General features: G+C 55.5%; 24 protein-coding genes and 2 pseudogenes. 15 read left to right on the top strand and 11 right to left on the bottom strand.

Annotated elements, in window-relative coordinates; translation table 11 throughout:
• Positions 1–89: 89 nt before the first annotated feature.
• From Q1L34_RS05785 to Q1L34_RS05770, 4 genes and pseudogenes are all read left to right on the top strand, one after another.
• Positions 90–235: pseudogene (locus Q1L34_RS05785) on the top strand (integrase core domain-containing protein); the annotation flags it as partial.
• Between the two features lie 732 nt (positions 236–967).
• The gene (locus tag Q1L34_RS05780) at positions 968–2,155 is read left to right on the top strand and encodes an ROK family transcriptional regulator (RefSeq protein ID WP_004866608.1); all 1,188 of its coding nucleotides are present in this window, start codon (positions 968–970) and stop codon (positions 2,153–2,155) included.
• Between the two features lie 35 nt (positions 2,156–2,190).
• Positions 2,191–3,468: a hypothetical protein gene (locus Q1L34_RS05775; RefSeq protein ID WP_015585914.1), complete on the top strand. Its 1,278-nt coding sequence runs from the start codon at positions 2,191–2,193 to the stop codon at positions 3,466–3,468.
• A 17-nt stretch (positions 3,469–3,485) separates the two neighbouring features.
• A complete protein-coding gene (locus Q1L34_RS05770) occupies positions 3,486–4,649 on the top strand; it encodes an MFS transporter (protein WP_004866618.1) in 1,164 nt (387 codons plus the stop codon).
• Between the two features lie 63 nt (positions 4,650–4,712).
• On the opposite strand, the pseudogene Q1L34_RS05765 reads toward Q1L34_RS05770, so the two are convergent.
• Positions 4,713–4,844 (bottom strand): annotated as a pseudogene (locus tag Q1L34_RS05765) (SAM-dependent methyltransferase); the annotation flags it as partial.
• 112 nt (positions 4,845–4,956) lie between these two features.
• On the opposite strand from Q1L34_RS05765, the gene uraH reads away from it, so the two are divergent.
• The gene (gene uraH / locus Q1L34_RS05760) at positions 4,957–5,358 is read left to right on the top strand and encodes a hydroxyisourate hydrolase (protein WP_004866621.1); all 402 of its coding nucleotides are present in this window, start codon (positions 4,957–4,959) and stop codon (positions 5,356–5,358) included.
• Positions 5,359–5,777: 419 nt separating this feature from the next.
• On the opposite strand, the gene Q1L34_RS05755 is transcribed toward uraH, so the two are convergent.
• On the bottom strand, positions 5,778–6,131 hold the full coding sequence (locus Q1L34_RS05755; protein ID WP_004866624.1) for a helix-turn-helix domain-containing protein: 354 nt from the start codon (positions 6,129–6,131) through the stop codon (positions 5,778–5,780).
• A 333-nt stretch (positions 6,132–6,464) separates the two neighbouring features.
• On the opposite strand from Q1L34_RS05755, the gene oqxA reads away from it, so the two are divergent.
• Together oqxA and oqxB are read left to right on the top strand one after the other, a co-directional pair.
• Entirely contained in the window at positions 6,465–7,640 is a 1,176-nt protein-coding gene (gene oqxA, locus Q1L34_RS05750) for a multidrug efflux RND transporter periplasmic adaptor subunit OqxA (protein ID WP_327204394.1), read from the top strand.
• A 23-nt stretch (positions 7,641–7,663) separates the two neighbouring features.
• Entirely contained in the window at positions 7,664–10,816 is a 3,153-nt protein-coding gene (gene oqxB / locus Q1L34_RS05745; RefSeq protein WP_015585912.1) for a multidrug efflux RND transporter permease subunit OqxB, read from the top strand.
• A 659-nt stretch (positions 10,817–11,475) separates the two neighbouring features.
• Here oqxB and oqxR read toward each other — a convergent pair.
• From oqxR to Q1L34_RS05730, 3 genes are all read right to left on the bottom strand, one after another.
• Entirely contained in the window at positions 11,476–11,955 is a 480-nt protein-coding gene (gene oqxR, locus Q1L34_RS05740; RefSeq protein ID WP_004866631.1) for an efflux pump transcriptional repressor OqxR, read from the bottom strand.
• A 185-nt stretch (positions 11,956–12,140) separates the two neighbouring features.
• Positions 12,141–12,488, bottom strand: a complete 348-nt coding sequence (locus tag Q1L34_RS05735) for a DUF6404 family protein (RefSeq protein WP_004866634.1) — start codon at positions 12,486–12,488, stop codon at positions 12,141–12,143.
• 130 nt (positions 12,489–12,618) lie between these two features.
• A complete protein-coding gene (locus tag Q1L34_RS05730; RefSeq protein ID WP_004866636.1) occupies positions 12,619–13,530 on the bottom strand; it encodes a LysR family transcriptional regulator in 912 nt (303 codons plus the stop codon).
• 112 nt (positions 13,531–13,642) lie between these two features.
• Between Q1L34_RS05730 and speB (Q1L34_RS05725) the strand changes: the two genes are divergently transcribed.
• From speB (Q1L34_RS05725) to Q1L34_RS05690, 8 genes are all read left to right on the top strand, one after another.
• Complete coding sequence (speB, locus tag Q1L34_RS05725) at positions 13,643–14,593, top strand: agmatinase (RefSeq protein WP_004866639.1); 951 nt, start codon at positions 13,643–13,645, stop codon at positions 14,591–14,593.
• A 12-nt stretch (positions 14,594–14,605) separates the two neighbouring features.
• Positions 14,606–15,466 carry a sugar phosphate isomerase/epimerase family protein gene (locus Q1L34_RS05720; protein WP_015585911.1) on the top strand — a complete coding sequence of 287 codons (861 nt, stop codon included), beginning with the start codon at positions 14,606–14,608 and terminating at the stop codon, positions 15,464–15,466.
• The gene (locus Q1L34_RS05715; protein ID WP_015585910.1) at positions 15,466–16,542 is read left to right on the top strand and encodes an isopenicillin N synthase family dioxygenase; all 1,077 of its coding nucleotides are present in this window, start codon (positions 15,466–15,468) and stop codon (positions 16,540–16,542) included. The genes Q1L34_RS05720 and Q1L34_RS05715 overlap by 1 nt, the downstream gene beginning before the upstream one ends.
• A gap of 9 nt (positions 16,543–16,551) precedes the next feature.
• Positions 16,552–17,355, top strand: coding sequence for an ABC transporter substrate-binding protein (locus tag Q1L34_RS05710; protein WP_044023589.1), 804 nt, complete (start codon positions 16,552–16,554; stop codon positions 17,353–17,355).
• 33 nt (positions 17,356–17,388) lie between these two features.
• Entirely contained in the window at positions 17,389–18,909 is a 1,521-nt protein-coding gene (locus Q1L34_RS05705; protein ID WP_004866653.1) for an amino acid ABC transporter permease/ATP-binding protein, read from the top strand.
• Positions 18,910–19,638 carry a class II aldolase/adducin family protein gene (locus Q1L34_RS05700; RefSeq protein WP_004866655.1) on the top strand — a complete coding sequence of 243 codons (729 nt, stop codon included), beginning with the start codon at positions 18,910–18,912 and terminating at the stop codon, positions 19,636–19,638.
• Positions 19,639–19,643: 5 nt separating this feature from the next.
• Positions 19,644–20,576 (top strand): 2-hydroxyacid dehydrogenase, encoded by a 933-nt coding sequence (locus Q1L34_RS05695; RefSeq protein WP_071359724.1) that lies wholly within the window; start codon positions 19,644–19,646, stop codon positions 20,574–20,576.
• Between the two features lie 84 nt (positions 20,577–20,660).
• Positions 20,661–21,455 carry an SDR family NAD(P)-dependent oxidoreductase gene (locus Q1L34_RS05690; protein WP_327204393.1) on the top strand — a complete coding sequence of 265 codons (795 nt, stop codon included), beginning with the start codon at positions 20,661–20,663 and terminating at the stop codon, positions 21,453–21,455.
• A 22-nt stretch (positions 21,456–21,477) separates the two neighbouring features.
• Here Q1L34_RS05690 and Q1L34_RS05685 read toward each other — a convergent pair whose 3' ends face one another.
• The 6 genes from Q1L34_RS05685 to speB (Q1L34_RS05660) form a co-directional block, all read right to left on the bottom strand.
• Positions 21,478–21,804, bottom strand: coding sequence for a MerR family transcriptional regulator (locus Q1L34_RS05685; protein WP_004866665.1), 327 nt, complete (start codon positions 21,802–21,804; stop codon positions 21,478–21,480).
• Positions 21,805–21,854: 50 nt separating this feature from the next.
• The gene (locus Q1L34_RS05680) at positions 21,855–22,310 is read right to left on the bottom strand and encodes a PTS sugar transporter subunit IIA (RefSeq protein ID WP_004866667.1); all 456 of its coding nucleotides are present in this window, start codon (positions 22,308–22,310) and stop codon (positions 21,855–21,857) included.
• Positions 22,307–23,671, bottom strand: a complete 1,365-nt coding sequence (locus Q1L34_RS05675; RefSeq protein WP_004866671.1) for a PTS galactitol transporter subunit IIC — start codon at positions 23,669–23,671, stop codon at positions 22,307–22,309. The genes Q1L34_RS05680 and Q1L34_RS05675 overlap by 4 nt, the downstream gene beginning before the upstream one ends.
• A 3-nt stretch (positions 23,672–23,674) precedes the next feature.
• On the bottom strand, positions 23,675–23,956 hold the full coding sequence (locus Q1L34_RS05670) for a PTS sugar transporter subunit IIB (protein WP_004866676.1): 282 nt from the start codon (positions 23,954–23,956) through the stop codon (positions 23,675–23,677).
• A 223-nt stretch (positions 23,957–24,179) separates the two neighbouring features.
• Complete coding sequence (locus Q1L34_RS05665) at positions 24,180–24,998, bottom strand: ABC transporter substrate-binding protein (RefSeq protein WP_048025145.1); 819 nt, start codon at positions 24,996–24,998, stop codon at positions 24,180–24,182.
• A 13-nt stretch (positions 24,999–25,011) separates the two neighbouring features.
• A complete protein-coding gene (gene speB, locus Q1L34_RS05660; protein ID WP_069476504.1) occupies positions 25,012–25,983 on the bottom strand; it encodes an agmatinase in 972 nt (323 codons plus the stop codon).
• Between the last annotated feature and the right edge of the window lie 80 nt (positions 25,984–26,063).

The following is a 26,063-nucleotide window of genomic DNA, read 5'->3' as shown; positions in this document are numbered from 1 at the left end:
TTTGTCCCGCGAAGTCCGAAGAGAACTCATTAAATCCGAACCTTTTAGGCACCTCATAAAGCTTTCTTGTTTTTGAGGTATGAACCGCCACAGACAACGAACTGGTCGAGCCATTTAATGGTAGCCTTCGCGATGAATGTCTGAATGTGCACTGGTTCCTGTCCCCGAAGATGCTCAAGAGAGGATCGACTGCTGGCAACATGAATATAACCAACAACGCCCCTGTTCATCATAAAATAACCAGACACCAGAGGAATTTATCCGGAGTCTGCAAAAAGATCCGGATCTCTGATGTAGCACTGAACTGATTTTGGGCCAGGGTCATAAAGCGGGTGATAACATTTTGCTTTGTCTTGGTTCAGTTAACAGGGATGAAACGGCATTTGATGAAGCTTCGCGTTCCATACCGGGGCGCAAAAACGCTCAGCGGTATCTGGACCCTGACGCGGGAATACATCAATGCATCGGCCAAATACTGGAGCGGTTTCAGGCTGAAAACCTGGCCATGACGTGGAGCCGCAGAGTCATTACTTCTCTGCACGGGGATGCCAAATGGTCTAAAAGAAGCCTGACTATGCGAAAGCTGGATGCGTTACCCATGCAAATTAATGAAATAACTGGCTGATAAACCTCATTTCATTAAGTGAGCTTTCATCATTTTCGGCTTTAGCAGCCATGACGGTTCACAGGATGATTTCAGGAACCGTGCGCAGATATTCCGCTACTCTTACCATAGGTAATTGATTAAAAAACGTTCGTTCGGTGACTTACCCCGCGACTCTCATATCAGCCCGACAATCGCCTCCTCCTCATTATGTGATCCCTTTCATAAAATATACAAAGCAAACTATATGATCAAAAATAACGCTTTATAAGCCGCTTAAAAAAGATGTAATGTGTTTTTAACGAGCTAAATAAGCATTTTTTCGATTAATTAGTTTAGTTTACAAACTAAAGGAATGGCACTTTGAAGCTGAATGTTCCCAACACCTTAAGGCAGATGAATGCCTCCGTAGTCCTCAACGTCATCCGTGAGAACTCCCCCCTTTCTCGCGCCCAGATAGCCAAGGTTACTGGTATCACTAAAGCAACGATTTCTGAAATCGTGAGCGATCTGCTGGAAGAGAAAATTATCTATGAGAGCGGCGTCAGCGAAGACGCCGGCCTGGGGCGCAAAGGTATTCTGGTTAACTTTGATCCCAACCATGGGCTCGGTATCGGCATTGATTTAGGTGGAACTAAAATCACCTTCTCACTCTTTAATCTCAATGCGGAGCTGCTGGCGCAGCATCAGGAGTCGACCTATGACGTCACAACCCGTCGGGAATTTCTCGATCTGTTCAGCGCCAGTATTGAGTCATTTATTGAACAGAATCATATACCTCGTGACAAGCTAAAAGTGATCGGCATCGCCACACCGGGCATCGTTGATTATCGCAGCGGAACGGTTCTGGAAGGTTCCCCTAACCTGCCTGAGTGGGACAACATTCCGCTTGCCGATGAATTAAACGCGCGCCTGAATATCAGAGTGGTGCTGGAAAACGATATTCGCGCAGCGCTGATCGGCGAAATGTGGAAAGGAAAATGTCGCCACGTTCATAGCGCCGCGCTTATTGGTATTGGCACCGGGCTGGGATCGGCGCTGCTGATGGATGGAAAAATTATCCGGGGCATCAATAATGCTGCCGGTGAAATTGGCTATATGCTCTTCGAACGCAACCATCTGACTCAGAACTGGAAAAATAAGGGCTGCTTCGAAAATTACTGCTCCGGCTCCGGACTCAAAGAGAGAATGTCCGCGCTAAGCGGCCAAAGCATGAACGCCCATGAAATACTTATCGCCGCCGCCCAGGGTGAAACACTACCCGCTATGTTGCTGGAGGAGATGGCGGACTACTTAACCATCGGCATTCTCAACATGGTGACAATAGCCAACCTTGAGAAAGTCATTCTTACGGGTGGCGTCTCGCAATCCGCTGAACTCTTCATGCCAAGAGTACAGGCCAATCTCGACAGGCATCTGTTTGCCAATACCCGTGTATCCGTCGAACTTTCTGAATTAAAAGAAAAAGCACCGCTATACGGAATGGCTATGCTGGCGCTCCATGCGGTCTACCCATCGATTCAATTTATGCCGGACACACAGCTTATCTAAATACCACCAGCAGCCAGAACAATGAGGAGCCGAAAATGGCCGGGATCCATCTACACCCACACGATATTCTTGATGAAGGCGTCGACTCAATACTTGAACGTATTACTAAAATGAACGGCGTCGACCGCCTCTTTGTTGAGGTCAACACGATTTTTGAACGCAACCCTTACCCCACGGGCCGCCTGCCGCACAATCCGAAACATGAATTTGTGCAAGGCACCGCCACGCTGCATGTCAAACTCGATTTGCCCCCACAGCGGCTGAATCAGCGCGTCGATCCCACTATTGTTGCGGGGTCCGATCCTCTGCGGGATCTGAAGCAGGCAACCGATAGCGGTCCTTATAAAGTGATCCCCTGGGTTAATATTCTCAACGGCGATTTTGCCGGACAGATCGAAAACAATCAGGTGATCGATTTTCGCGGCACCCCGGTTGAACACTGGCTATGTCCTAATGGCCCGGACGTTATTGAACTCTGGATAGCGACTTTCAGCGCTATCAAGGCACAGTATGGTTATTCGACTTTCCTGATTGACCGCATCCGCTATCCCGACTGGGCGGGTAAGAGCGTCAGCCCCAGAGGATTATTCACCTGTTTCTGTCCGCACTGTCAGAGCGAAATGACCCGGACAGGCATCAATGTCGAGGCGGTACGCCAACGTCTGGAAACCCTGGCGGCTCACATGCGCTCCGGCGAGTACGAGGCGACGGTCGATGCCTTATTAAATGACGAGCTCCTGCAGCGCTGGATGGCGTTTCGCCAGCATAGCGTCTCTCGCTTTGTACAGAACCTGCTGGCCGGAATCAGCGACAGGGAAGCCGGGGAAAGCGAACTTTGGCTCGATCTCTGGCCACCAGCCTATTCCTGGATCTTAGGTCAGGACTATCAGTCACTGACTCGTTCCTCTAAGGTCCTGAAACACTTCCCCTACCATAAGCTCGGCGGCGGCGCGGACGTTCAGGGACTCATTGAATATTTCGCCAATGATGACGCCCAGCGTGAAAGCGCCTTTCGCGCCTTTATGCGCCTGTTCAACCTGCCCTACGACATCACATATCAACAGTTCAAAGCAGAAGGTTTCCCGATTGAATTTGTAAAACAGCAAAACAATCTGGTGCGTGAAAAATCGCAGCCGGGCACCTTCATTTACAGCGGAATTCAGATGTGGAACCTGCCTCCGGCAGCGCTCCTGGAAGCGATTAATGCAGCAGAACAGAGCGACTGCGACGATCTGCTCTATTACTGCTACGGCTGGGCGGAGCAGTCGCTTTTCGACGCCGCAGGCAACCATTACCAAAAGCCCATTTGCTAATACAGGGGAAATTCACAATGGCTAACCAACAAAAATGGAAAGTATTTTTCCTGCTGTTCGTCACCATGTTCCTTCTTGGCGGCATACAGAACACCAAAGGTCTGATACTTGAGCAGGTCCAGCACGATATCAATCTCAACATGGGTCAGATAGGCACACTGATCATGTTCTTCCAGATAGGCTTTCTGGTCGCCAGTCTGCTCACCGGCTACTTTACCGATAAAAAAGGGCTGAAGATCATGATGCTGATTGGCTCGCTGATGATGGCCGTTGGTCTGGTCGGCACCAGCCTGGCATTCAGCGTGCTGCTGTTTTTCGGCTTCTATTTGATTGTTGGCCTGGGCATCGGCTCGATGCTGGTCTCCATCATTACCGTTATCCCGACCTTCTACAAAGAAAAAGCCGGCATGATGTTCAACGTTTCCAACGCCATGTTCGGCGTGGGGATGATCGCCACTCCGCTGATTTTACAGCAGCTTTTCTCTCATCATGTCTCATGGCGCCTGTTCTATGTCGGGATTGCCATTATTGTTGCGATTATCATTCTGGTCCTCAGCAGCCTGAAGCTGGAAAAAGCGCAGGGGATGGACATGCAGCTCTCTGATTTTGTCCATATCCTTGGCCAGAGACGCCTGATGCTGGTGATTGGCTTTATCCTGTTCTACGTCGCCGCCGAAGCCGCTTTCCTGAACTTTTTCCCGATATTCTACAGCTCGCTGGATATTGCTGGCGCGTCTGCGGAAGACAAGATGGTGACGGCCGCCTATGTCATATCCAGTTTTGCCATGCTATTCACCGTCGGCCGCTTTATCGGCGGGTTTATCAACCTGAAGCTGGGCGACCGCAAAACCTTAATCCTGTTTTCTCTGTTCTCGCTGATTGCCATTATTGCCAGCCGCTACTTTGCCAGCCAATTTGTCTACCTGTTTATGGTGTTTGGTTTCGCTATGTCGGTGCTGTTCCCTACGGCCTCCGCCGTGGCGACGAAGCTCACCGATAAAAGCGGCTCGACCATGGGATTGATTTACGTCGCCTCAGGAATGGGGGGAGCCTTTGCTGGCTGGCTGATAGGCCAGGTATCCCAGATGTATGGCGTCTCGCTGGGCTTCAACTTGATTATCGCTTTTGTGGCGATCTTCTTTGTGCTGACTTTGTTTGTTAAAGAGAACCCGCAAAACTAAGCGAGCTCCTCCGGCATAGCCTTCTGCTATGCCGGGTATTTGACACAACGGCTGAATCTGAGCCCCCCAGCCAAAATACTCTCGCGTATAGGTGGTATGGTTTTTTGCCGCAATCGTCAGCTCCGTCCGCACCTCTGACGCAAATTCATCGTCCGGGTTTTCCTCTAACCAGCGGCGCATGGTGAGCCATTTAGCCACCTATCCTTGCTGATATTACCTGCTAATTAATAACAAAAAGTTTAATTTTATTTCCCGCCACGCTGACTATAGTTGAGACAAATTCACTTGCTAATTAAGGTCACCGAACGTGAAGTCACTTATCGCATCCATTATTTCATTGCTGAGTTTCAGCGCGCTTGCCGCACCAGAAGGGACATTAAGCGTACATATTCTCAACCAGCAGACAGGGCTGCCTTCTCAGGGGGTACAGGTTGAACTCGATAAGCAGCAAGGCAGTAGTTGGCAGCATATCGCTAGCGGTAAAACGGACGCTGATGGCCGTATCAAGACACTCTATCCGCGGGCAGATAATATGGAGCCGGGAATCTATAAAGTGACATTTAAAACGGGAGAGTATTTTAAAATTAATAATATGAGCACCTTCTTCCCCGTCATTCCAGTTATTTTTAATGTAACGAAACAGAACCAAAAGCTGCATATCCCGCTGTTGTTAAGCCAGTATGGCTACTCCACCTATCGCGGCAGCTAATTGTATTGGGTCACGTTAGAATTGCCGTGTTGAAACAGAAGATAGCGGGAGTGTGTGTATAGCGTCGTGAATTTCTGGGCTCACCTGCCTTGTGCGACGCTGCCAGCATTAACATCACCCTGAATAAAACCAGCTAAAATGATCACTCACTCTTGAGGAATGAGAGCAAACGATGAAAACGACCAAACCCCGACTGAATACGCCGATCGATAATCTGGCCTCCTGATTGGCGAGAATAGCCTGCTGACGCGTACAGCACGTGAGGGGCTGGTTCTTACACTCACGGCCATGAGCGTCTAAAAGTCCGGGTCAGCATAAAAAGCGCGTCTCCGGCAACCAGACAGCCGCCGGCAGAGAAAAAGAAGCGCACACTCGCCTGCCGTTAAGCCGGCACTTCCTGATGAAATCCCGCCCCACTATCAGCCTGGACGCTGGCACGATGGAGCCATTCCCATGCTGCGGCGCCAGACCCCCGGCGCCTGGCCATACTGGCGCTTGAAGCTGCGATTGAAGGATTGCTGGGAGTCAAAACCCAACGCGATGGCCACGTTGAGGATCGGTTCGTCGCTACGGGTTAAGCGCTCAAGCGATTTTTGCAGCTTCCGGGCGCGGATGTATTCGCCAATGGGATGACCGGTATGCTCTTTGAATATCCGCTGAAGATGCCATTTTGAATAGCCTGCCCGCCTGGAGACCGTGTCGATATCGAGGCGGCTTTCAAGGTTATTATCAATCCAGTCAAGTAAATCATGTATAAAAGCGCCAGTGTTCATGTCGGGTTCCCCTGGGCTGTTAATAAAAGTATCTTTATCTAATACATTTAAAAGTGACCTGCTTTTGCATAAATTGCAAGTTTTATTGTTACATTAAAACCCCTGCCTGAAATGTGTCTTTTCCGCTCAACGGAAACAGCACATAAAGTGCAACAATTATTCTTGCACTTAGTTAAGCGCCTTCCTACAATCGCCGCGATAGTGTATTCGCAACTGTTACAGTTTTGTGGCGATGAACGACACAAATGGCCTTAAGCCAGACCGGACATAGGAAGTCGCGCAGCGCCCTTCGCTGCGTCTTGCCCGGCGGCAACAATTACCGGAATAAAAATAATGAGCCTGCAAAAAACCTGGGTTAACTTTTATCTGCGCGGACTGGGGAGCGCGGTCATCGCCATGCTGCTTGCCAGCTGCGATAACAGCGCGGCGCAAAACGCCGCCCCGCAAGCCCCTGCCGTCAGCGCAGCTGACGTGGTGGTGAAATCCATTAGCCAGTGGGACAGCTTTAACGGCCGAATTGAAGCGGTAGAAAGCGTTCAGCTCCGTCCACGCGTCTCCGGCTACATTGAAAAAGTGAACTACACCGACGGCCAGGAAGTGAAAAAGGGCGAGGTGCTATTCACTATTGATGACAGAACCTATCGCGCCGCCCTCGAGCAGGCGCAGGCAACGCTGGCACGAGCCAAAACACAGGCCAGCCTGGCGCGCAGCGAGGCCAGTCGTACCGATAAATTAATCCACACCAACGTGGTATCCCGCGAAGAGTGGGAGCAGCGTCGTTCGGCCGCAACCCAGGCGCAAGCCGACATCCAGGCCGCGCAGGCAGCCGTTGATGCCGCTCAGCTTAACCTTGATTTCACCAAAGTGACCGCCCCTATCGATGGCCGCGCCAGCCGCGCGCTGATCACCAGCGGTAATCTCGTGACCGCAGGTGACAGCGCCAGCGTGCTGACAACGGTGGTCTCGCAGAAGACGGTCTACGTCTATTTTGATGTCGACGAATCGACCTACCTTCACTATCAAAACCTCGCCCGTAGCGGCCAGGGGGCGGCCAGCAATCATCTTGCGCTGCCGGTTGAAATTGGTCTTGTCGGTGAGGACGGCTACCCCCATCAGGGGAAAGTGGATTTCCTTGATAATCAGCTAACGCCGAGCACCGGTACTATCCGTATGCGCGCGCTGCTGGATAACACCCAGCGTCAGTTCATACCGGGCCTGTTTGCCCGCGTGCGTCTGCCGGGCAGCGCCAAATTCCAGGCCACGCTGATAGACGACAAAGCGGTCCTGACCGATCAGGATCGGAAATACGTCTATATCGTTGATAAAGATGGTAAAGCGCAGCGCCGTGATATCAAGCCAGGTCGCCTGGCCGCCGGTTTACGCATCGTCCAGCAGGGGCTGAATCCTGGCGATAAAGTCATCGTCGAGGGTTTACAAAAAGTGTTTATGCCCGGGATGCCGGTTAACGCGAAAACCGTGGCGATGACCACCCGCACTGCCCTCAACTGATCCCTTACCAGAGAATCCGACGCATGGACTTTTCCCGCTTTTTTATCGACAGGCCAATTTTCGCCGCGGTGCTGTCGATTTTGATTTTTATTACCGGGCTCATCGCCATCCCGCTGCTGCCGGTCAGCGAATACCCTGACGTCGTACCGCCGAGTGTGCAGGTACGCGCGGAGTATCCGGGCGCCAACCCGAAAGTGATCGCTGAGACCGTGGCGACGCCGCTGGAAGAAGCGATCAACGGCGTCGAAAACATGATGTACATGAAGTCCGTCGCCGGCTCCGACGGCGTACTGGTTACCACCGTCACCTTCCGTCCTGGCACCGACCCCGATCAGGCGCAGGTTCAGGTACAAAACCGGGTATCACAGGCCGAAGCGCGTCTGCCGGAAGATGTACGCCGTCTGGGGATCACCACCCAGAAACAGTCGCCGACGCTCACCCTGGTGGTGCATCTGTTTTCGCCCAACGGAAAATACGATTCGTTGTATATGCGTAACTACGCCACCTTAAAAGTGAAGGACGAACTGGCGCGCCTGCCCGGCGTCGGCCAAATCCAGATTTTCGGTGCCGGCGAATACGCCATGCGAATCTGGCTGGATCCGAATAAGGTGGCCGCACGTGGGTTGACCGCCTCCGATGTGGTGACGGCGATGCAGGAGCAAAACGTGCAGGTGTCCGCCGGGCAGCTTGGCGCCGAGCCACTGCCGAAAGAGAGCGACTTCCTGATCTCGATTAACGCCCAGGGGCGTCTGCACACGGAAGAAGAGTTCGGCAATATCATTCTCAAAACGGCCCAGGATGGTTCGCTGGTACGCCTGCGCGACGTTGCACGCATCGAAATGGGGTCGGGCAGCTACGCGCTACGTTCCCAGCTTAACAATAAAGATGCGGTCGGGATCGGCATCTTCCAGTCGCCGGGGGCCAACGCCATTGATTTGTCGAATGCGGTACGCGCCAAAATGGACGAACTGTCCACGCGTTTCCCGGAAGACATGAAGTGGGCCGCCCCTTACGACCCCACCGTTTTTGTGCGCGACTCTATTCGCGCGGTGGTGCAAACCCTGCTCGAAGCGGTAGTGCTGGTGGTACTGGTGGTGATCCTGTTCCTGCAAACCTGGCGCGCATCGATTATTCCATTGATTGCCGTACCGGTCTCGGTGGTGGGGACGTTCGGTATTCTCTATCTGCTTGGCTTCTCGCTTAACACCCTGAGCCTGTTCGGTCTGGTTCTCGCCATTGGGATCGTGGTGGACGACGCGATTGTGGTGGTGGAAAACGTCGAGCGCAATATCGAGGAGGGGCTCGCCCCTCTGCAGGCGGCGCACCAGGCGATGCGTGAAGTTTCCGGGCCGATTATCGCCATCGCCCTGGTGCTGTGCGCGGTGTTCGTACCGATGGCCTTCCTCTCCGGCGTAACCGGGCAGTTCTATAAACAGTTTGCGGTGACGATCGCGATTTCGACGGTGATCTCGGCCATCAACTCGCTGACCCTCTCCCCGGCGCTGGCGGCCCTGCTGCTGAAGCCGCACGGCGCGCCAAGAGATCTCCCGACCCGGCTTATCGATCGCCTGTTCGGCTGGCTGTTCCGCCCGTTTAACCGCTTTTTCCATCGCAGCTCGCACGGTTACCAGGGGCTGGTTGGCAAAACGCTCGGACGACGTGGCGCCGTGTTTATTGTTTACCTGCTGCTGCTCGGCGCCGCCGGGGTGATGTTTAAAGCCGTGCCGGGCGGGTTTATTCCCACCCAGGACAAGCTCTACCTGATTGGCGGCGTGAAAATGCCGGAAGGTTCTTCGCTGGCCCGCACCGACGCGGTCATCCGTAAAATGAGCGAAATCGGGATGAACACTGAAGGCGTGGATTATGCGGTGGCGTTTCCAGGACTTAACGCGCTGCAATTCACCAATACGCCGAACACCGGTACGGTATTTTTTGGCCTGAAGCCGTTCGATCAGCGTAAACATTCTGCGGCGGAAATTAACGCCGAGATCAATGCCAAAATCGCGCAAATCCAGGAAGGCTTTGGCTTCTCAATCCTGCCGCCGCCGATTCTCGGCCTCGGCCAGGGGTCCGGTTACTCGCTGTATATTCAGGATCGAGGGGGCTTAGGCTACGGTGCGCTACAAACGGCGGTGAATACCCTGTCCGGGGCAATCATGCAAACGCCGGGAATGCACTTCCCTATTTCAACCTACCAGGCAAACGTACCGCAGCTGGATGTGCAGGTCGATCGCGACAAGGCGAAAGCGCAGGGGGTATCGCTGACCGATCTGTTCGGTACGCTGCAGACCTACCTGGGCTCATCTTATGTGAACGACTTTAACCAGTTCGGCCGAACCTGGCGCGTCATGGCGCAGGCCGACGGGCCGTTCCGCGACAGCGTGGAGGATATTGCCAATCTGCGCACCCGGAATAACCAGGGTGAAATGGTGCCGATCGGCAGTATGGTCAATATCAGCACGACCTACGGGCCGGATCCGGTGATCCGCTACAACGGCTATCCGGCGGCGGATCTGATCGGCGACGCCGATCCTCGGGTACTCTCTTCCGCTCAGGCGATGACCAAACTGGCCGCGATGTCCGGCCAGCTGCTGCCGAATGGTATGAACATCGAATGGACGGATCTGAGCTTCCAGCAGGCCACCCAGGGCAACACGGCGCTGATTGTCTTCCCGGTGGCGGTACTTCTGGCGTTCCTGGTGCTGGCGGCGCTGTATGAAAGCTGGACGCTGCCGCTGGCGGTGATCCTCATTGTTCCGATGACTCTGCTCTCCGCCCTGTTCGGCGTCTGGCTCACCGGCGGCGATAATAACGTCTTCGTGCAGGTTGGACTGGTGGTGTTGATGGGGCTGGCTTGTAAAAACGCCATCCTGATTGTTGAGTTTGCTCGCGAGCTGGAAATTCAGGGGAAAGGGATCATGGAAGCCGCGCTGGAAGCCTGCCGCCTGCGTCTGCGTCCAATCGTGATGACCTCCATCGCCTTTATTGCCGGAACAATTCCGCTGATCCTCGGCCACGGAGCGGGCGCAGAAGTGCGCGGCGTCACCGGGATTACGGTGTTCTCCGGGATGCTCGGCGTGACGCTGTTTGGTCTGTTCCTGACGCCGGTGTTCTACGTCACGCTGCGTAAGCTGGTCACACGCGGTAAACCGGCGCTGGAAGCGCAGCCTGAATAGGTCACAGCAAAAAAACCGCCTTCTGGATGAAGGCGGAGACGGGTGACAAATCTGTTTTGAACACTGCGCGCGCGTTTTGCCGGGTGGCGGCTGACGCCTGACCCGGCCTACAAAACCCGTAATATCAGACGATGAGATAATCTCTGCTGGCCAACAAAACCCGCACTAGCAAACGATGAGACAATCTCTGTAGGCCAACAAAACCCGCACTATCAAACGATGAGACAATCTCTGTAGGCCCGCGCAAGCGAAGCGCCGCCGGGCAATATAAGAAGCTCGCTTGTTATCAATAACCTACCCCACCCAGTAAAGGCGGAGACGGGTGACAAACCTGTTTTGAACACTGCGCGCGTTTTGCCGGGTGGCGGCTGACGCCTGACCCGGCCTACGAAACCCGTAATATCAGACGATGAGATAATCTCTGTTGGCCAACAAAACCCGCACTATCAAACGATGAGACAATCTCTGTTGGCCAACAAAACCCGCACTAGCAAACGATGAGATAATCTCTGCTGGCCAACAAAACCCGCACTAGCAAACGATGAGATAATCTCTGTAGGCCCGCGCAAGCGAAGCGCCGCCGGGCAATGTAGGAAGATCGTTTATTATCAACAACCTATGCCTTCTGAGTGAAGGCATTTTTTGTGCTGAAGGCAGGATTAATGCGTTTTTTTATACAGGCTATCCAGTTCTGGCAGCAGCTCGCAGCCGCTGGTATCGCCTTTTTTGACCTTTTCCAGCGCGCTTGCCACGGTATGGCGAGCTAACACATCCAGCGAAGCCTGCTCTGCTTCGTCGGCGATAGACTTGAAGTACCAGCAGGCGTTGGCGCTGACCACGCAGCGGGCCGGCACATCGGGCCGCGACGCCCACAGCTTTTTATCTTCAATCACCGACACGTAGATATCGCGCAGGGTGATGCTCTCCGCCGGGCGACCAAGGTGGATGGAACCGTTGCGTCCCAGCGTGGAGACAATAATACCGTCACGGGTGAGCGGCACCATTAATTTGCGGATAAAGCTCGGGTTGGCTTCCAGGCCGTAGGCCAGAATCGCACTCGTCGAACGTTGACCCAACTGCTCCGCCATCGCTACGCTGAGAACCATCTGCAAAGCTGTCGGGAAGCGATAATCTAACATTTTATCTTCCTGGGTTGCGGTGAATCTTGTTCTTTTTGGCACCGCAGAGGTGAATAAGCAATGAACAACAATATAACAAATACGGTCATTTTTTTGAAGCAATCTGCGCACGACCCGTTGCGTAAAAGACACTTTCCGCACCACACACATCGCCATCCAGGGTATTTAACCGCCCACGTTTATCGCTAAAGACGATCCCAGTCCGGCAGCTTGTTGGCACGCTTACGCCAGGCATGAAATAGTGCCATCAAAAAGCCGAATAAGCCTCCGGCGGTCACGCTGGCAAACAGCGCGTCAAGGGCGCTATAGCCTTCACTTTGCCAGGTGCTAAACCACATAAAAACGCCCCATAAACAGCCAAACCAGGCGGCGAAGAACAGCATATTGCGCCAGAACGGGGCAAACGGCGGCGGCGGCATTTTACCGCCGACTTTCCAGAAAAGACGCAGCAGCGGAGGCGCATAGTTGCTCCGCCACATCTTTTTCTCTTCCATCAGCGCAATCGCTTTTTTCTTCTTCTCTTCAAATGCCATCGTTCAGCTCCTTCCTCTGGAGATAAATAATGCCTGTTAAGGGTGTTCAATATTCAGCCACAGGCCCGGAAAAACAGCAATACTCAACATTTGCCTTGTTGCGCTCCGGAGGGCCAGACTGTCACCGCCCTCAATAATTCCACTTCGGCCTGGCCACCGTATTCTTCTTCAGTAAATTGCGGAACTCTTTCAGATAGGGCTCGTTGCTGCGCCCGCGTTTGCAGATCGCCGAAAACGGCGACTGGAAGCCAAATTCGTTAGGCAGCAGCACCCGCAGCCGGTTCTCCTTGATCCACGGCCAGGCATAATGCTCAGGGAGATAGCCGATATATTTTCCTGAAAGAATCAGCAGCAGCTGCGCATCGACGGTTTCCACGGTGGCGCTGCCTTTACTGAAACCGCGCCGCCGCAGATCGCTGGTATTCCAGTAGCTACGGGTCACCAGCGGACACTGGCTGATGTGGTCTTTATCGAGCTGGCGGCTGAAAAACATCGGATGAAGATCGCTGCAGTAGAGCCAGTGCTGCTCGCGATAGAGCGGCTCGCTGATAATGTTATGCACCTGGGAGTTGTAGCTGCCGATCGCCAGATCGATATGGTTGTTCAGCACGCCGTTCAGCTGCTCCGCCGGGGTGCGGATAATCAGCTTGATATGCACATGGGGAAACTTATCGCTGAAGCTACGCAGCACCACCGGCAGCGACAGCGCGGTTTCAGTTTCAATCGAGTCCAGCGTTGAAATACAAATCGTGCCGCTGTGCTCGCCTTTTAGCAGCGCCGACTGGCGCTCCAGCTCGTTCAGCTCGCTCAGCACCCGAATCGCCTGCTGTAAAAACTGCTGCCCTTTCTCGGTCAGGGCGAAGCCTCCGCGCCCCCGCTGGCACAGGCTGAACCCCAGCTGCCCTTCCAGCTGAGACATCGCGTTGCTGATCGCCGACACGGAAATCCCCAGCTCCTGCTGGGCTCTGCTATAGCTTTCCAGGCGCGCCACCGCCTCAAAAACCTGCAGCTGCCGAATGTTGAGACTGCCGTCGTTGAGCATACTTAGTTCACCAATAAATGAACTAAGTATTTACGGCAGACGATGTAAAGTCCAGCCCATCTTTCGCACTATCTCCCTGTCGAGTATTTGTGTGTCAGATTCAGGAGCTGAAATGGATAACGTCTTTCATCAACCGCAGGGTGGCAACGAGATGCCACGTTTTGGCGGCCGCGCAACGATGATGCGCCTGCCGTTTATTGAAGATTTACAGGGACTTGATGCGGCATTCGTCGGCATCCCGTTAGACATCGGTACCTCTCAGCGATCCGGCACCCGCTATGGGCCGCGCTATATCCGCACCGAATCGGTGATGATTCGCCCCTATAACATGGCAACCGGCGCGGCGCCTTTCGAATCGCTGTCGGTGGCCGACATTGGCGACGTACCGATAAATACCTACAGCCTGCTCAAATCGGTGCAGATCATCGAGGATTACTACACCGGTTTAAATAGTTTCCCGCTGATCCCGCTGACCCTTGGCGGTGACCACACCATCACCCTGCCAATCCTGCGCGCCCTGACTAAAAAACATGGCCCGGTTGGCCTGATTCATGTCGATGCGCATACCGATACCAACGATGAAATGTTTGGGGAAAAAATCGCCCACGGCACCACCTTCCGCCGCGCCGTTGAAGAGGGGCTGCTGGACCTCAAACGGGTGGTGCAGATTGGTCAGCGTGCCCAGGGTTACGCCGCCGGCGACTTCCAGTGGGGCGTCGACCAGGGCTTTCGCCTGGTACAGGCGGAGCAGTGCTGGCACAAATCCCTCGCCCCGCTGATGGCCGAAGTCCGCCAGCAGATGGGCGACGGTCCGGTCTATCTCAGTTTCGATATCGACAGTCTCGATCCCATCTGGGCGCCCGGTACCGGCACGCCGGAAGTCGGCGGCCTGACATCGATTCAGGCGCTGGAAATCGTTCGCGGCTGCCGCGGCCTGAACCTGATTGGCGGCGATCTGGTCGAGGTCTCTCCGCCCTACGACGTGAGTGGCAACACCTCCCAGCTGGCGGCAAACCTGCTGTACGAAATGCTCTGCGTCCTGCCCGGCGTGAAATACCCATAGAGGATTCGGCTCATGCAACTCACGGTTTTTCGTACGCTTTGGGGGGTCACCACCCCGTGGCAACAAACGGTCAGCGAGCTGAAAAGCGTCGGCTGCGGCGGCATCGAAGCACGCGTACCGCTGATCCCGGAAGAGCAGCAGACGCTGGCCCGACGCCTGCAGGAATCGGCGCTGGAATATATCGCTATCGTATTCAGCGGCGGCGGCGTGATCCCCGCTCAGGCCGACACGCCCCGGCAGCATCTTGAACGCCTGAAAGGTCGTTTTGATGACGCCAAAGCGCTGAACCCTCGCTTCGTTAATCTGCTGGCCGGCAACGACCGCTGGCCGCTGGCGCAGCAGGTGGATTTTCTTGGCCAGGCCCACGAGCTGGCGGCGGCGTATGAGCTGACCTGCAGCTTTGAAACCCATCGCGCCACCTCGCTGTATAGCCCGTGGCTGACTCTCGAGATTATCCAGCAGCTGCCTGAGCTGCGGTTTACCGCCGATATCAGCCACTGGATTGTGGTGAGTGAACGTCTGCTGGATGACCCCTGCGATGATTTCAGCGCGTTTATCGACCGCGTGCACCACATTCAGGCCCGCGCTGGTTATGACCAGGGGCCGCAGGTGCCCCATCCGGCCGCGCCGGAATATCGGGCTGCGCTGCAGTTTCAACAGCGCTTCTGGCAGCAAATCTGGCACTCGCAGCGCCGGCGTGGGTATCAGCACACCACGCTGACACCCGAGTTTGGCCCCGACGGCTATCTGCATCACCTGCCGTTCACCAACGTCCCGGTGGCCGACCTGTGGTCGCTGAATGCGTGGATGGCGAAACATCAACAGCAGCATTTCGCCGAGTTTTTATCGCTAACCGAAAAGGATCTGTCGTAATGAGCGTCGCAAAAAGTTCTTTCACTGAGTTACCGACCATCGATATCAGCGATCTGGCCAGCGACAGTCTGGCAAAGCGCCAGGCCGTCGCCGACACCATCGGCAAAGCGGCGCGGGAGGTCGGTTTTTTCTATATCACCGGCCACGGCATTGCCCCTGAACTGATCGCCGGCATCCGCGCGGCGGCAAAAGCGCTCTTCGCCCTGCCGATGGAGCAAAAGATGCAGTACTACATCGGCCATTCCCGCAGCCATAAAGGCTACGTCCCCGAAGGCGAAGAGATTTACGGCTCCGGCAAACCGGACCATAAAGAGGCGTTCGATATTGGCTTCCAGGCGGCGGACGACCATCCGTTTGTGCTGGCCGGCACGCCGCTGATTGGTGCCAACGAGTGGCCGGAACTGGCGGAATTTCAATCCCGGGTGCTGGCCTACTATGACGCGGTTTTCGCCCTTGGCCATCGCCTGTTTGACGCCTTCGCCCTCGCCCTTGGCCTGCCGGAAGGATATTTCAAGGCGATGGTGACCTGCCCGCCGTCGAAGCTGCGCCTGATCCACTATCCCTTTGACGCCAGCGCCGAGGATGTTCCCGGTATTGGTGCACACACCGATTACGAGTGCTTCACCCTGCTGCTCGCCGACCAGCCGGGCCTGGAAGTCCTGAACGAAGAAAGCGTCTGGATCGATGCGCCGCCGGCGAAGAGCGCCGCCGGAGAAGAGGCTTTCGTGATCAATATCGGCGACATGCTGGAAGTATTAAGCGCTGGCACATTTGTTGCTACAGCTCACCGTGTTCGCAAGGTGCCGCAGGAACGCTACTCCTTCCCGCTGTTTTTCGCCTGCGACTACCACACGCTTATTCGGCCGCTGCCCAATTTTTTAGCCGCCGGGGAAGCCAGCGACTACCAGGAATTAAGCATTGGCGAGCATATGTGGAGCCAGGCGCTGCAAACCTATCGCTACCTGCGTGAGAAAGTCACCCGCGGCGAGCTGCAGCTTCCGGAGCGCGCGCGCGGCACCAACACCTTTGGTCACCTGAAGAAACAAGCACAGCAAAAAACCGTTAATAACCCGTGAGGATACATGATGAAAAAAACGCTTAAGTCGCTCTCGCACCGTGTGGCTTTGGGCATCGCCGTCGCCGCTTGCTTTTCTCCGCTGACCCAGGCCGCAGAACTGCTGACCGATGGTGTCTTTAAAGTCGGCATGGAGGTCACCTATCCGCCGTTTGAATCCTATGACAGCAACAACAACATCGTTGGCCTCGATCCGGAGTTTGCCGCGCTGATTGCCGAACAGCTCAACGCGAAGCCACAGCTGATCGATACCAAATTCACCAGCCTGATTTTAGGCATCGGCAAGAAATACGACGCGGTGATATCCGGGATGTACGTCACGCCTGAGCGCCTGAAACAGGCCGATGCGATCCCTTACGCCCTCTCCGGCGCGTCGATTATCGCCCTGAAGAGCAGCGCGATTCAGCCCAAAACGGAAGACGAGCTCTGCGGCGTCAAGGTGGGCCTGCAGCAGGGCACCACCTGGGTCACCAGCCTGAAGAATCACTCGGACGAGTATTGCCTGAAGAACGGTAAACCGGCCATCAGCATCCAGGAGTTCCCGACCGCGCCGGAAGCCTCGCAGGCCCTGCTGTCGAAAAACATTAACGCGCAGTTAGAAATCGCCCCGGCGGCGCAAATCATTGTCGATAAAAGTCGTGGACGGCTGGCTATCAGCTCCACGCGGCTGGTCTACCCGTTGCCTCTGGGGATTTACGTTGCGAAGGGAAATAGCGAACTGGTGACTGCCATTAAATCAACATTAACCACCTTAAAAGCCAACGGCAAATATGACGCCATTATCAAGAAATACAATTTAGAGCGCATCGATTAAATACAATAAAGCACACGAGCAACAGGAGTCGGTATGGAGTTCGATTGGGGATACTTTTTCTCATTATTTAGCGTTGGGGCATTCTGGCAGGCGTGTATCACCGTCATCGTCGTCAGTTCATTGTCCTGGTTTATTGGCCTGGTATTAGGATTTTTATTAGCCTGCGCGAAGCTCTCAGGTCCGCGCTGGCTAAAGGTTCCCGTCGAACTCTATATTTGGTTTTTTCGCAGCGTGCCGTTAATGGTGCTGCTGGTCTTTGTCTATAACCTGCCGCAGCTCTTTCCGGTTACGCAGCCGCTGCTCGGTATTCCGTTTATTGCCGGATTAGTGTCGATGACCGTTACCGAAGCAGCGTATATGGCGGAAATCCATCGCGGCGGATTAATGTCAGTGGCGAAAGGACAAAGCGAAGCCGGTCACGCATTAAGTTTCAGCTTTATTGGCATTCAGCGCTTAATTATTATTCCGCAGGCGTTTCGTATTTCGTTACCCACCCTGATTAATGAATACATCACGATTATTAAGCTCAGCTCAATATTATCGGTTATTTCACTTCCGGAGCTGCTGCTCACCGGACAGCGCCTGTATGCGCAAAACTTCCTCGTCATGGAGACGCTGCTGGCGGTCGCGGTCTACTACGTCATGGTGGTAACGGTCTTCACCTGGCTGTTCCGGGCGCTGGAAAATGTACTGGATATTCAGCAAAAGCGCCCGCAGACCTTCAATGACGCCGAGTGTGACGCCCTGCGTCAGTCGCTGAAGGCGCCGCAGCATACGGCGAAAGCCGAACCCACCAGCGGCAACCCGCCGGCGCTCGATCTGCGCGCGATCGAGAAATCCTGGGGCCAGCATCAGGTCCTGAAAGGTATCGATCTGAAAGTCGAAAACGGTCAGGTCATCAGCATCATCGGGCCGTCGGGGTCCGGCAAAACCACCCTTATCCGCACCATTAACGCGCTGGAAAGCATCGATGCCGGGGAGATCGTGCTCTATGGCGAAGATTACCTTAAGGGGGCGGCAATCGTGGATAAGCCGCAGATGCGCGCCGGCGTGCGGCGTATCGGCATGGTTTTCCAGAGTTTCAACCTGTTCCCTCACCGCACGGTGCTCGATAACGTCATGCTCGCCCCGCTGTATCACAAGCTGGTTGAGCAGCGGGTGGCCAGAGAGCAGGCCCTCTATCTGCTGGATCGCGTCGGCCTGCTGGCCCATGCCGAAAAATACCCCTGGCAGCTCTCCGGCGGCCAGCAGCAGCGCGTCGCCATCGCCAGAGCGCTGGCTTTAAAACCGGACATCATGCTGTTTGACGAACCCACCTCCGCGCTGGATCCCGAACTGGTGGGGGAAGTGCTGAAGGTGATTCAGTCTCTTGCCCGTGAAGGGATGACGATGCTGATCGTCACCCATGAGATGGACTTCGCTTTATCCATCTCTGACCGGGTGGTGATGATGGAAAACGGCGTCGTGGCGAGCGATGTGCCTCCACAGCGCATCCGCAACGGCGCGGAAGATCCGGCGCTGAGCCGCATACGTGAATTTATGGGAGTGCAATAAATGACGACTGAACGTGAACTACGCCAGGATCTGGCTGCCGCCTACCGGCTTGCGGCACTGTTTGGCTGGGAAGATACGCTTTACACCCACTTTTCCGTGCGCCTGCCGGGCGACGGCGAACCGCGGTTTCTGATTAACCCGTTCGGCATGATGTTCGATGAGGTGACGGCCAGTAATCTCATCGTCGTCGATATGCAGGGAAAGGTCGTAGAGGGCCACGCTCCGGCCAACTCGGCCGGCTTTACCATCCACAGCGCGGTGCATATGGCGCGGGAAGATGCGCATTGCGTCATCCATACCCATACGCTGCCGGGCATGGCGGTCGCCGCCTGCCAGCAGGGATTGTTACAGCTTAACCAGATCAGCACCGAGTTTTATCAGCGCGTCGGCTATCACCCGTATGAGGGCGTGGCGTTTGACCTCGACGAACGCGAACGTATTCAGCGCTCGCTGGGGGATCATATCGCCATGATTCTGCAAAGCCACGGCCTGCTGTCGGTCGGGCGTACCGTCGCCGACGCGTTTTACATCATGTACTACCTCAACCGCGCCTGCGAAATTCAAATGGCCAGCGCCCAGCTCGCTCCGCTCAGCGCCATCCACACCATTCCTGCCCACCTGAGCCAGCATGCCTGCGAACAGCTGATGGGCGTGGAACATGAGCGCCAGCTGGTCTGGCAGGCGTGGTTGCGCCGCCTGAACCGTCTCGACACTTCTTACAAAGACTAACGCCTATGCCAAACCTGACTATCGTTGTCGATTGCAATGACCAGAACTATGCCCGCGAGATTTGCGAGGCGCTGCGGCTGTTCCCGGACGTGACCGCGGTCTTGCCCGAACATCCGGCGGCACGCACCGCGGAATATGCCAGCTGCTGGTTTCCCGATACCAGCCTGCTGACGCGTTCGCCGGCATTAAAATTAATCCAGGCCGCATCGGCCGGGGTAGACCATCTCCCCGATAACCTGTTCGCCAGCTCTGTTCCGCTCTGCCGGGTGGTGGATGAGGATTTCCGTCACGGGATGTTCGAGTACGCGCTATGGGGCGTGCTGTGGTTTCAGCGCAGCTTCGACCGCGCGCTGGCGCATCAACGCCAGCGGGTCTGGAAGATCTATCCGCAGCGGGCCGCCAGCGATTTTCACATTGGCGTGATGGGACTTGGCGAAATCGGCGGTTATATCGCCACCCGCCTCGCCGGGCTGGGGTATCACGTTTCCGGCTGGGCGCGCAGCGAGAAACAACTCCCCGGCGTCCGGTGCTATCACGGCGATGCGCAGGCCGGTGAATTTTTTGCTGAGCTGGATGCGCTGATCAACGTTCTGCCGCTCACCGAACAGACTCGCGGTATTCTCGCCCGGCCGCTGCTCGATCGGCTTCCCGCAGGCGCGGTACTCATCAACTGCGGGCGCGGCGAACATATGGTGAATCACGATATTCTGCAGGCGCTGGATAGCGGCCGTCTGGCGGGCGCGGTACTGGATGTCTTCCCCGTTGAACCCCTGCCGCAGGATGACCCGCTCTGGCTGCATCCGCAGGTGGTCATCACCCCACATATGGCCTCGATCGCGCCGGCGGAGGTGATTGCCCGCCAGCTGCTGGAGAACATTCACCGCCAGCAGCGTGCGCTGCCGCTGAACAATCTGGTGGATAAACAGCGGGGTTATTGAGCCTTTACTCAGGCGATCCCCGGCCTACGCCCTCATCAGCTGCTACGCTTAATGGTCTGTCTGACAACACATAAGGCCAGAGTTATGAAGATTGATCTTTCGGGGAAAGTTGCGCTGGTGACCGCATCCACGGCCGGAATTGGCTTTGCTATCGCCAAAGGGCTGGCGGCCAGCGGCGCGGAGGTGGTAATCAACGGGCGCAGCGAGCGTAGCGTCAACGAGGCCATCGCTCGCCTGCAAAACGAGGTACCCGGCGCCAGGCCGCGCGCTGCCGTTGCCGACCTCAGCGGTGGCGAAGGGGTCGCGCAGCTCCTGCAGGCGGTAAACGGCGTCGATATTCTGGTCAATAACGCCGGGATTTATGGCCCGCTGGACTTCTACGACACCGACGATGCCATCTGGGAAAACTACTGGCAGACCAACGTTATGTCCGGCGTAAGGCTGTCGCGTGCGCTGCTGCCGGCGATGGTGCAAAAAGGCTGGGGCCGGGTGGTGTTTATCTCCTCGGAGTCGGCGCGCAACATTCCGGCGGACATGATTCACTATGGCGTGACCAAAACCGCTCAGCTGTCGCTGGCGCGCGGGCTGGCGAAATTTGTAGCCGGTAGCGGCGTGACGGTGAACAGCGTGTTGCCCGGCCCGACGATTTCCGATGGCTTTGCCGAAATGATGAAAGACGAGGTAGCGAAAACCGGTAAACCGCTGGACCAGCTCGCCAAAGAGTTTGTGATGACCCATCGCCCCAGCTCGGTGATCCAGCGGGCGGCATCGGTTGATGAAGTGGCTAATATGGTGGTGTACGTCTGCTCAACTCAGGCCTCCGCCACCTCCGGCGCGGCGCTGCGCGTCGATGGCGGCGTGGTAGATGATATTGTCTGACCGCTTAGCGCCCGCCCGCTGACTAGCGGCCGGGCTTTTTGGCCGGATCGTTAACCGACGTCATTTCGAACTGACCTTCAGGGTCCATGGCGTTGACCGCCTTTTGCAGTTCCGCAAGGGCAAACTTGAGGGAAGCCACCTCCTCCCGTAGCGCCTGCATCTCCTGCTCTTGCGTGGTGCTGCGGCTGGTTTTTGGAAAGGCTTCAAACACATCCTCTTCAAGGAACATACGAACCTGGCGGTTATCAACATTCACCAGCTGATACTTCAGCCGGCCGCTGTTGATCGCGTTATAGATAGTCTTGCGACTGACCATCGCTAACTCTATGACGTCGCTGATTCGTAACATCTTTCCCCTCTCCGCTTCCGGCCTCACCGTCTGGCGCCCATCATTTTATCTTACTGCGTGACGACGGCATCGGTGAACACTTTTGCAATCTCCTCTGGCGTCATTTTAACGATATCGTTAACGCGATCGCGATCGGCTAATAATGCGAATAAGGATTGAATAATTGCCACTTTTTCGCAAGTTTTATCAATGGCCATCATGACCACGATCTCCGGCACCACCCTCTCTTCCGGCTCATCGGTACGGTGAAACGCCACGCCGGCCCGATTGATACCGATGGCAAACCCGGTGTGGTTAACATGCTCAAACTCGGTATGCGGAATGGCGACGCTGTGGGTCTCCATAAAGATCCCCGTCGGGTAGCGCTCCTCACGAGCGAGCACGCCGTCGGTGAAACTCGGTTTTACCAAACCATCCGCCAGCAGACTTTGGGCAAGGCGGGTTAGTAAGGCCGTCCGACTCACGGCCTCGTTAAATGTCACCACTCGCTGAGCGCTAAACATCATTTTCCTGCCTCCGTCGCCGCTTCTGCCGGCTGTTCATTTTCCTGGGCCAGTTTGCGACGATTCCACAACACCAGCGCGAGGGTGCACAGGGTCAGAATCCCGACGCCAATCTCTTTGAGGTGGAAGCTCTGGATAATCGCCCACGGCAACATGGCCCCGGCATAATCCACGCTACTGATACTGGTGGTGCCCTGCGGCAGCGAGAAGCCGGTGCTGACCGCGGTACTGGTGACAATCGGCGCCAGGTTGGTACCAATCAGCAGCGCCAGGCTCAGGGTTAACAGCCCGGTCAGCAGCGTGCGGAACATATCGCCGCGGCATACCGCCGTTACCAGAACAAAGGCAAAGGGTAAACCGGTTAATGACGCAAAAGGCAGGAACTGGTTGCCGGGAATGATGGCCGCGAGAACCAGCATCACCGGAATCATCAGCATCGAAACGGACAGCGTGACCGGATGCCCGACGCTGACGGCAGAGTCCAGACCAATGGCAATTTTACCGAACGATCCGGCTCGTGACTGGGCAATTTCCTGAATACGCTCACTGATCGGATAGACCCCTTCCATCAGCATCTTCGCCATCCGCGGAATAATGGTCATCACCGCCGCCATGGTAATCGCAGTTTGCAAAATAGCCTTGACTTCAATGCCGGCAATAATGCCGAGCAGCGCGCCGATAATAGCCCCGAGGGAAGCCGGGTCGCCGAGAATAGATAATCTCCGCTGAATCACTTCCGTATCAATTTTAATATCACGCACCACCGGAATACGGTCGACAATAGCATTCACCAGCCATGCCGCCGGAACAAATGAAGCGGAGAAACCGTGTGGCACCGAAATAGAGGGCAGATTTAAATATTTTTCAACATCGCCGCTGGTACGGTCGGCAATCACCATCGTAATAATGCAGTTAATCCCGGCGGCAAATATCCCCAGCCACAGGCTATCGGTAATAATCGTCACCAATGAGCCGGTAAACGCGTGATGCCACAGGTTCCAGATATCGACGTTCAACACCCGGGTGGTTTTGGTGTACAGCATCAGCACGTTAATCGCCACGCACACCGGAATCACCAGCGCTCCGACGCGCGTCCCCATCGCCACCGCCGCTGCCGCGGGCCAGCCCACATCCAGCACGTTCAGATTCAGACCGAAACGCTCTACCAGCGCGTGGCTGACGGGCGTCAGAGAATCGATCATCAGGTTCACCGTAATGCTTAAGCCGATAAACCCGATCCCCACCATTAAGCCCGCTTTCAGGGCTTTACTGAGGGACAGACGTAATAATAGACCGAGGAGCATAAATATCAGCGGCATCATCACCGATGCGCCTAAACCCACGATGTAATCAACAATAAACATGGCTTAACCCTCGGCGAGAATTAATTCTTTCACGCTGCTGAACACTTTATCGGTACCCATGCCGGTTAATAGCGGCAGAGCGTTAATGACCGGAACGGACAGCGCAACGGGCGACGTCGAGACGATAAAATCGACGTCGTCACGGGTTTTGGCTTCCGCCACGGTACCTTGTGAAATACGAACCTTATCGAGGATATTTTCTTTTTTCAGGAAGTCCTGCAGTTTATTTAAGGCGACGGTGCTGGTCGCTACGCCAGCGCCGCAGCAAATCATCATGTGTTTCATATGAATTCCTCTCTGTTTTGGTGAGGGGAATTAAAACATGCGGAGGGGAGAGGAATTGTGATCAGTGTGTAATTTTACACACTGAATACACAAAGGATGGTAAAAAGACAGTAATCAATTGATAACTATGAGAATTAAGTTTTACCTGAACGATAATCAGGCAAAAACCGTGATATAGATCTCATTAAATGGCTCGTTCATCACAACATTTCCGCTTTTCATCTCAGGGCTGCGGCGCGTTATCCGTAATACCGTAGGCGGCATATTTCTGCAGCAAAGCATGATATTCCCCGTTGTCACGCAGCGTTTTCAATGCCGAAGTCAGCTGCTGCGCCAGCGCCGTGTTGCCTTTGCGAACGTAAATCCCCAGCGTTTGCGGGTAAATCGTCTGCGGGGAACTCACCTTCAGGCGGCCTTTACTACGCTGGGTAAACAGGCTGACCACGCCAGCGATATCCACCTGGGCCTGAATATTTCCGGAGAGCAGCGCCTGCAGCGTCTCCGGCGAGGTCGGGAACTCTTTAATCTCAATAGCCCCTTTGCCCTGCTGCTGGCAATCGCCTGCCGAAAGCGCCTGCAGCTTTTTCACCCATGAAGTCCCCTGCTGTAGTCCGACGGTTAGCCCACAGAGATCGTGTTCCGTTTGCGGCGCCACGGGACTGTCGCTGCGCACCATAATATAGGCCCCGGTGTTGGCGTACGGGATAGCATCCGCCTGACGGGTACGTTCCTCGGTGATATAGAGCGCCGAGATCACCGCATCCTGGCGCCCGCCGCTCAGACCAAGGATCAGGCTGCTGAATTTCGTATCCACCAGCTGGAGCGTTAAGCCTGTTTGCTGGCTGAGCAGCGCCGCCAGTTCGGCATCGAACCCCACGATGGCGTCATCCTGCCAGGATTCAAATGGCGGGTAGGCCACTTCCATAGCTATTTTTATTTTTCCCGGTGAGAGAGTGGCATCGGCCGCATGCGCCGCCGATGCCAGCCCCAACGCCAGTCCCAGCGTGGTCGCAAGATAACCTAGTGAGAGACATTTTTTCATCAGTTGGCTCCGGTTAAGCAGAAATGCGCCGATGATGAGCATCGGCAAGCTGGCAAAGCAGTTCGAACATCAGGGTCGCGCCGGTCAGGCTGGTAAGATTGCCCTGGTCAAACGGCGGCGATACCTCCACCAGGTCGGCACCAATCAGGTTCAACCCGGCAAGCTGGCGGAGACAATGCTGCGCCTGCAAGGTGGTCATACCGCCAATTTCCGGCGTTCCGGTGCCGGGGGCATAGACCGGATCCAGCACGTCGATATCAAAGCTGATGTAGGTGGGCTGGTCGCCGATAATCTCCCGCGCCCGCTGCATCACCCGCTCGACGCCCAGTTCATTGACCTGCTCCATACGGATAATCGTGATGCCGTTTTCCTCCGCCCAGCGGTGTTCATCCGCGGAGAACAGCGCGCCGCGAATACCGATTTGCACCGTGCGTCTCGGGTCGAGAACCCCCTCTTCCACGGCGCGGCGAAACGGGGTGCCGTGGGTAAAGCGCTCACCGCCAAAATAGCTGTCGTTGGTGTCCGAATGGGCATCAAAATGGATCATGCCCAGCGGCTTATTCCGTCCCAGCGCCCGCAAAATCGGCAAGGTGGTGAGATGGTCGCCCCCCGCGGTTAACGGCATTACCTGCTGCTGATTAAGGGCGTGATACCAGGCCTCAATGCGCGCCAGGCTATCCTGCATATCCACGGGATTAATCCGCACATCGCCCAGATCGCCTACCCGCGCATAATCGTAGGGAGAGCGGCGGGTCACCGGATGGATCCGCCGCACCAGGCTGGAGGCATTGCGCAGTTCGCGCGGCCCGTGGCGTGTGCCGGCACGGTTAGTGGTTCCGCCATCCCACGGCACCCCCACCACGCTGATATCCAGTTCGCTGGTCTGCGGGGCAAACGGAAGACGGAAAAAGGTCGGTAATCCGCTGAAGCGCGGAATTTCACCATCCTGCGGCTGCGGGTACTCATGTTCAGTTGCGGATGTCATTGCAGTTTCTCCATGGCTTATCGGGGCGATAAAGAGATACTGCGGAACGTAGTACAGAGAAAAAATAGTCAAAGCCAAAA

This window comes from Klebsiella ornithinolytica, from assembly GCF_030505655.1.
GTDB lineage: Bacteria > Pseudomonadota > Gammaproteobacteria > Enterobacterales > Enterobacteriaceae > Klebsiella > Klebsiella ornithinolytica.
This window is presented reverse-complemented; position numbering and strand designations above follow the sequence as displayed.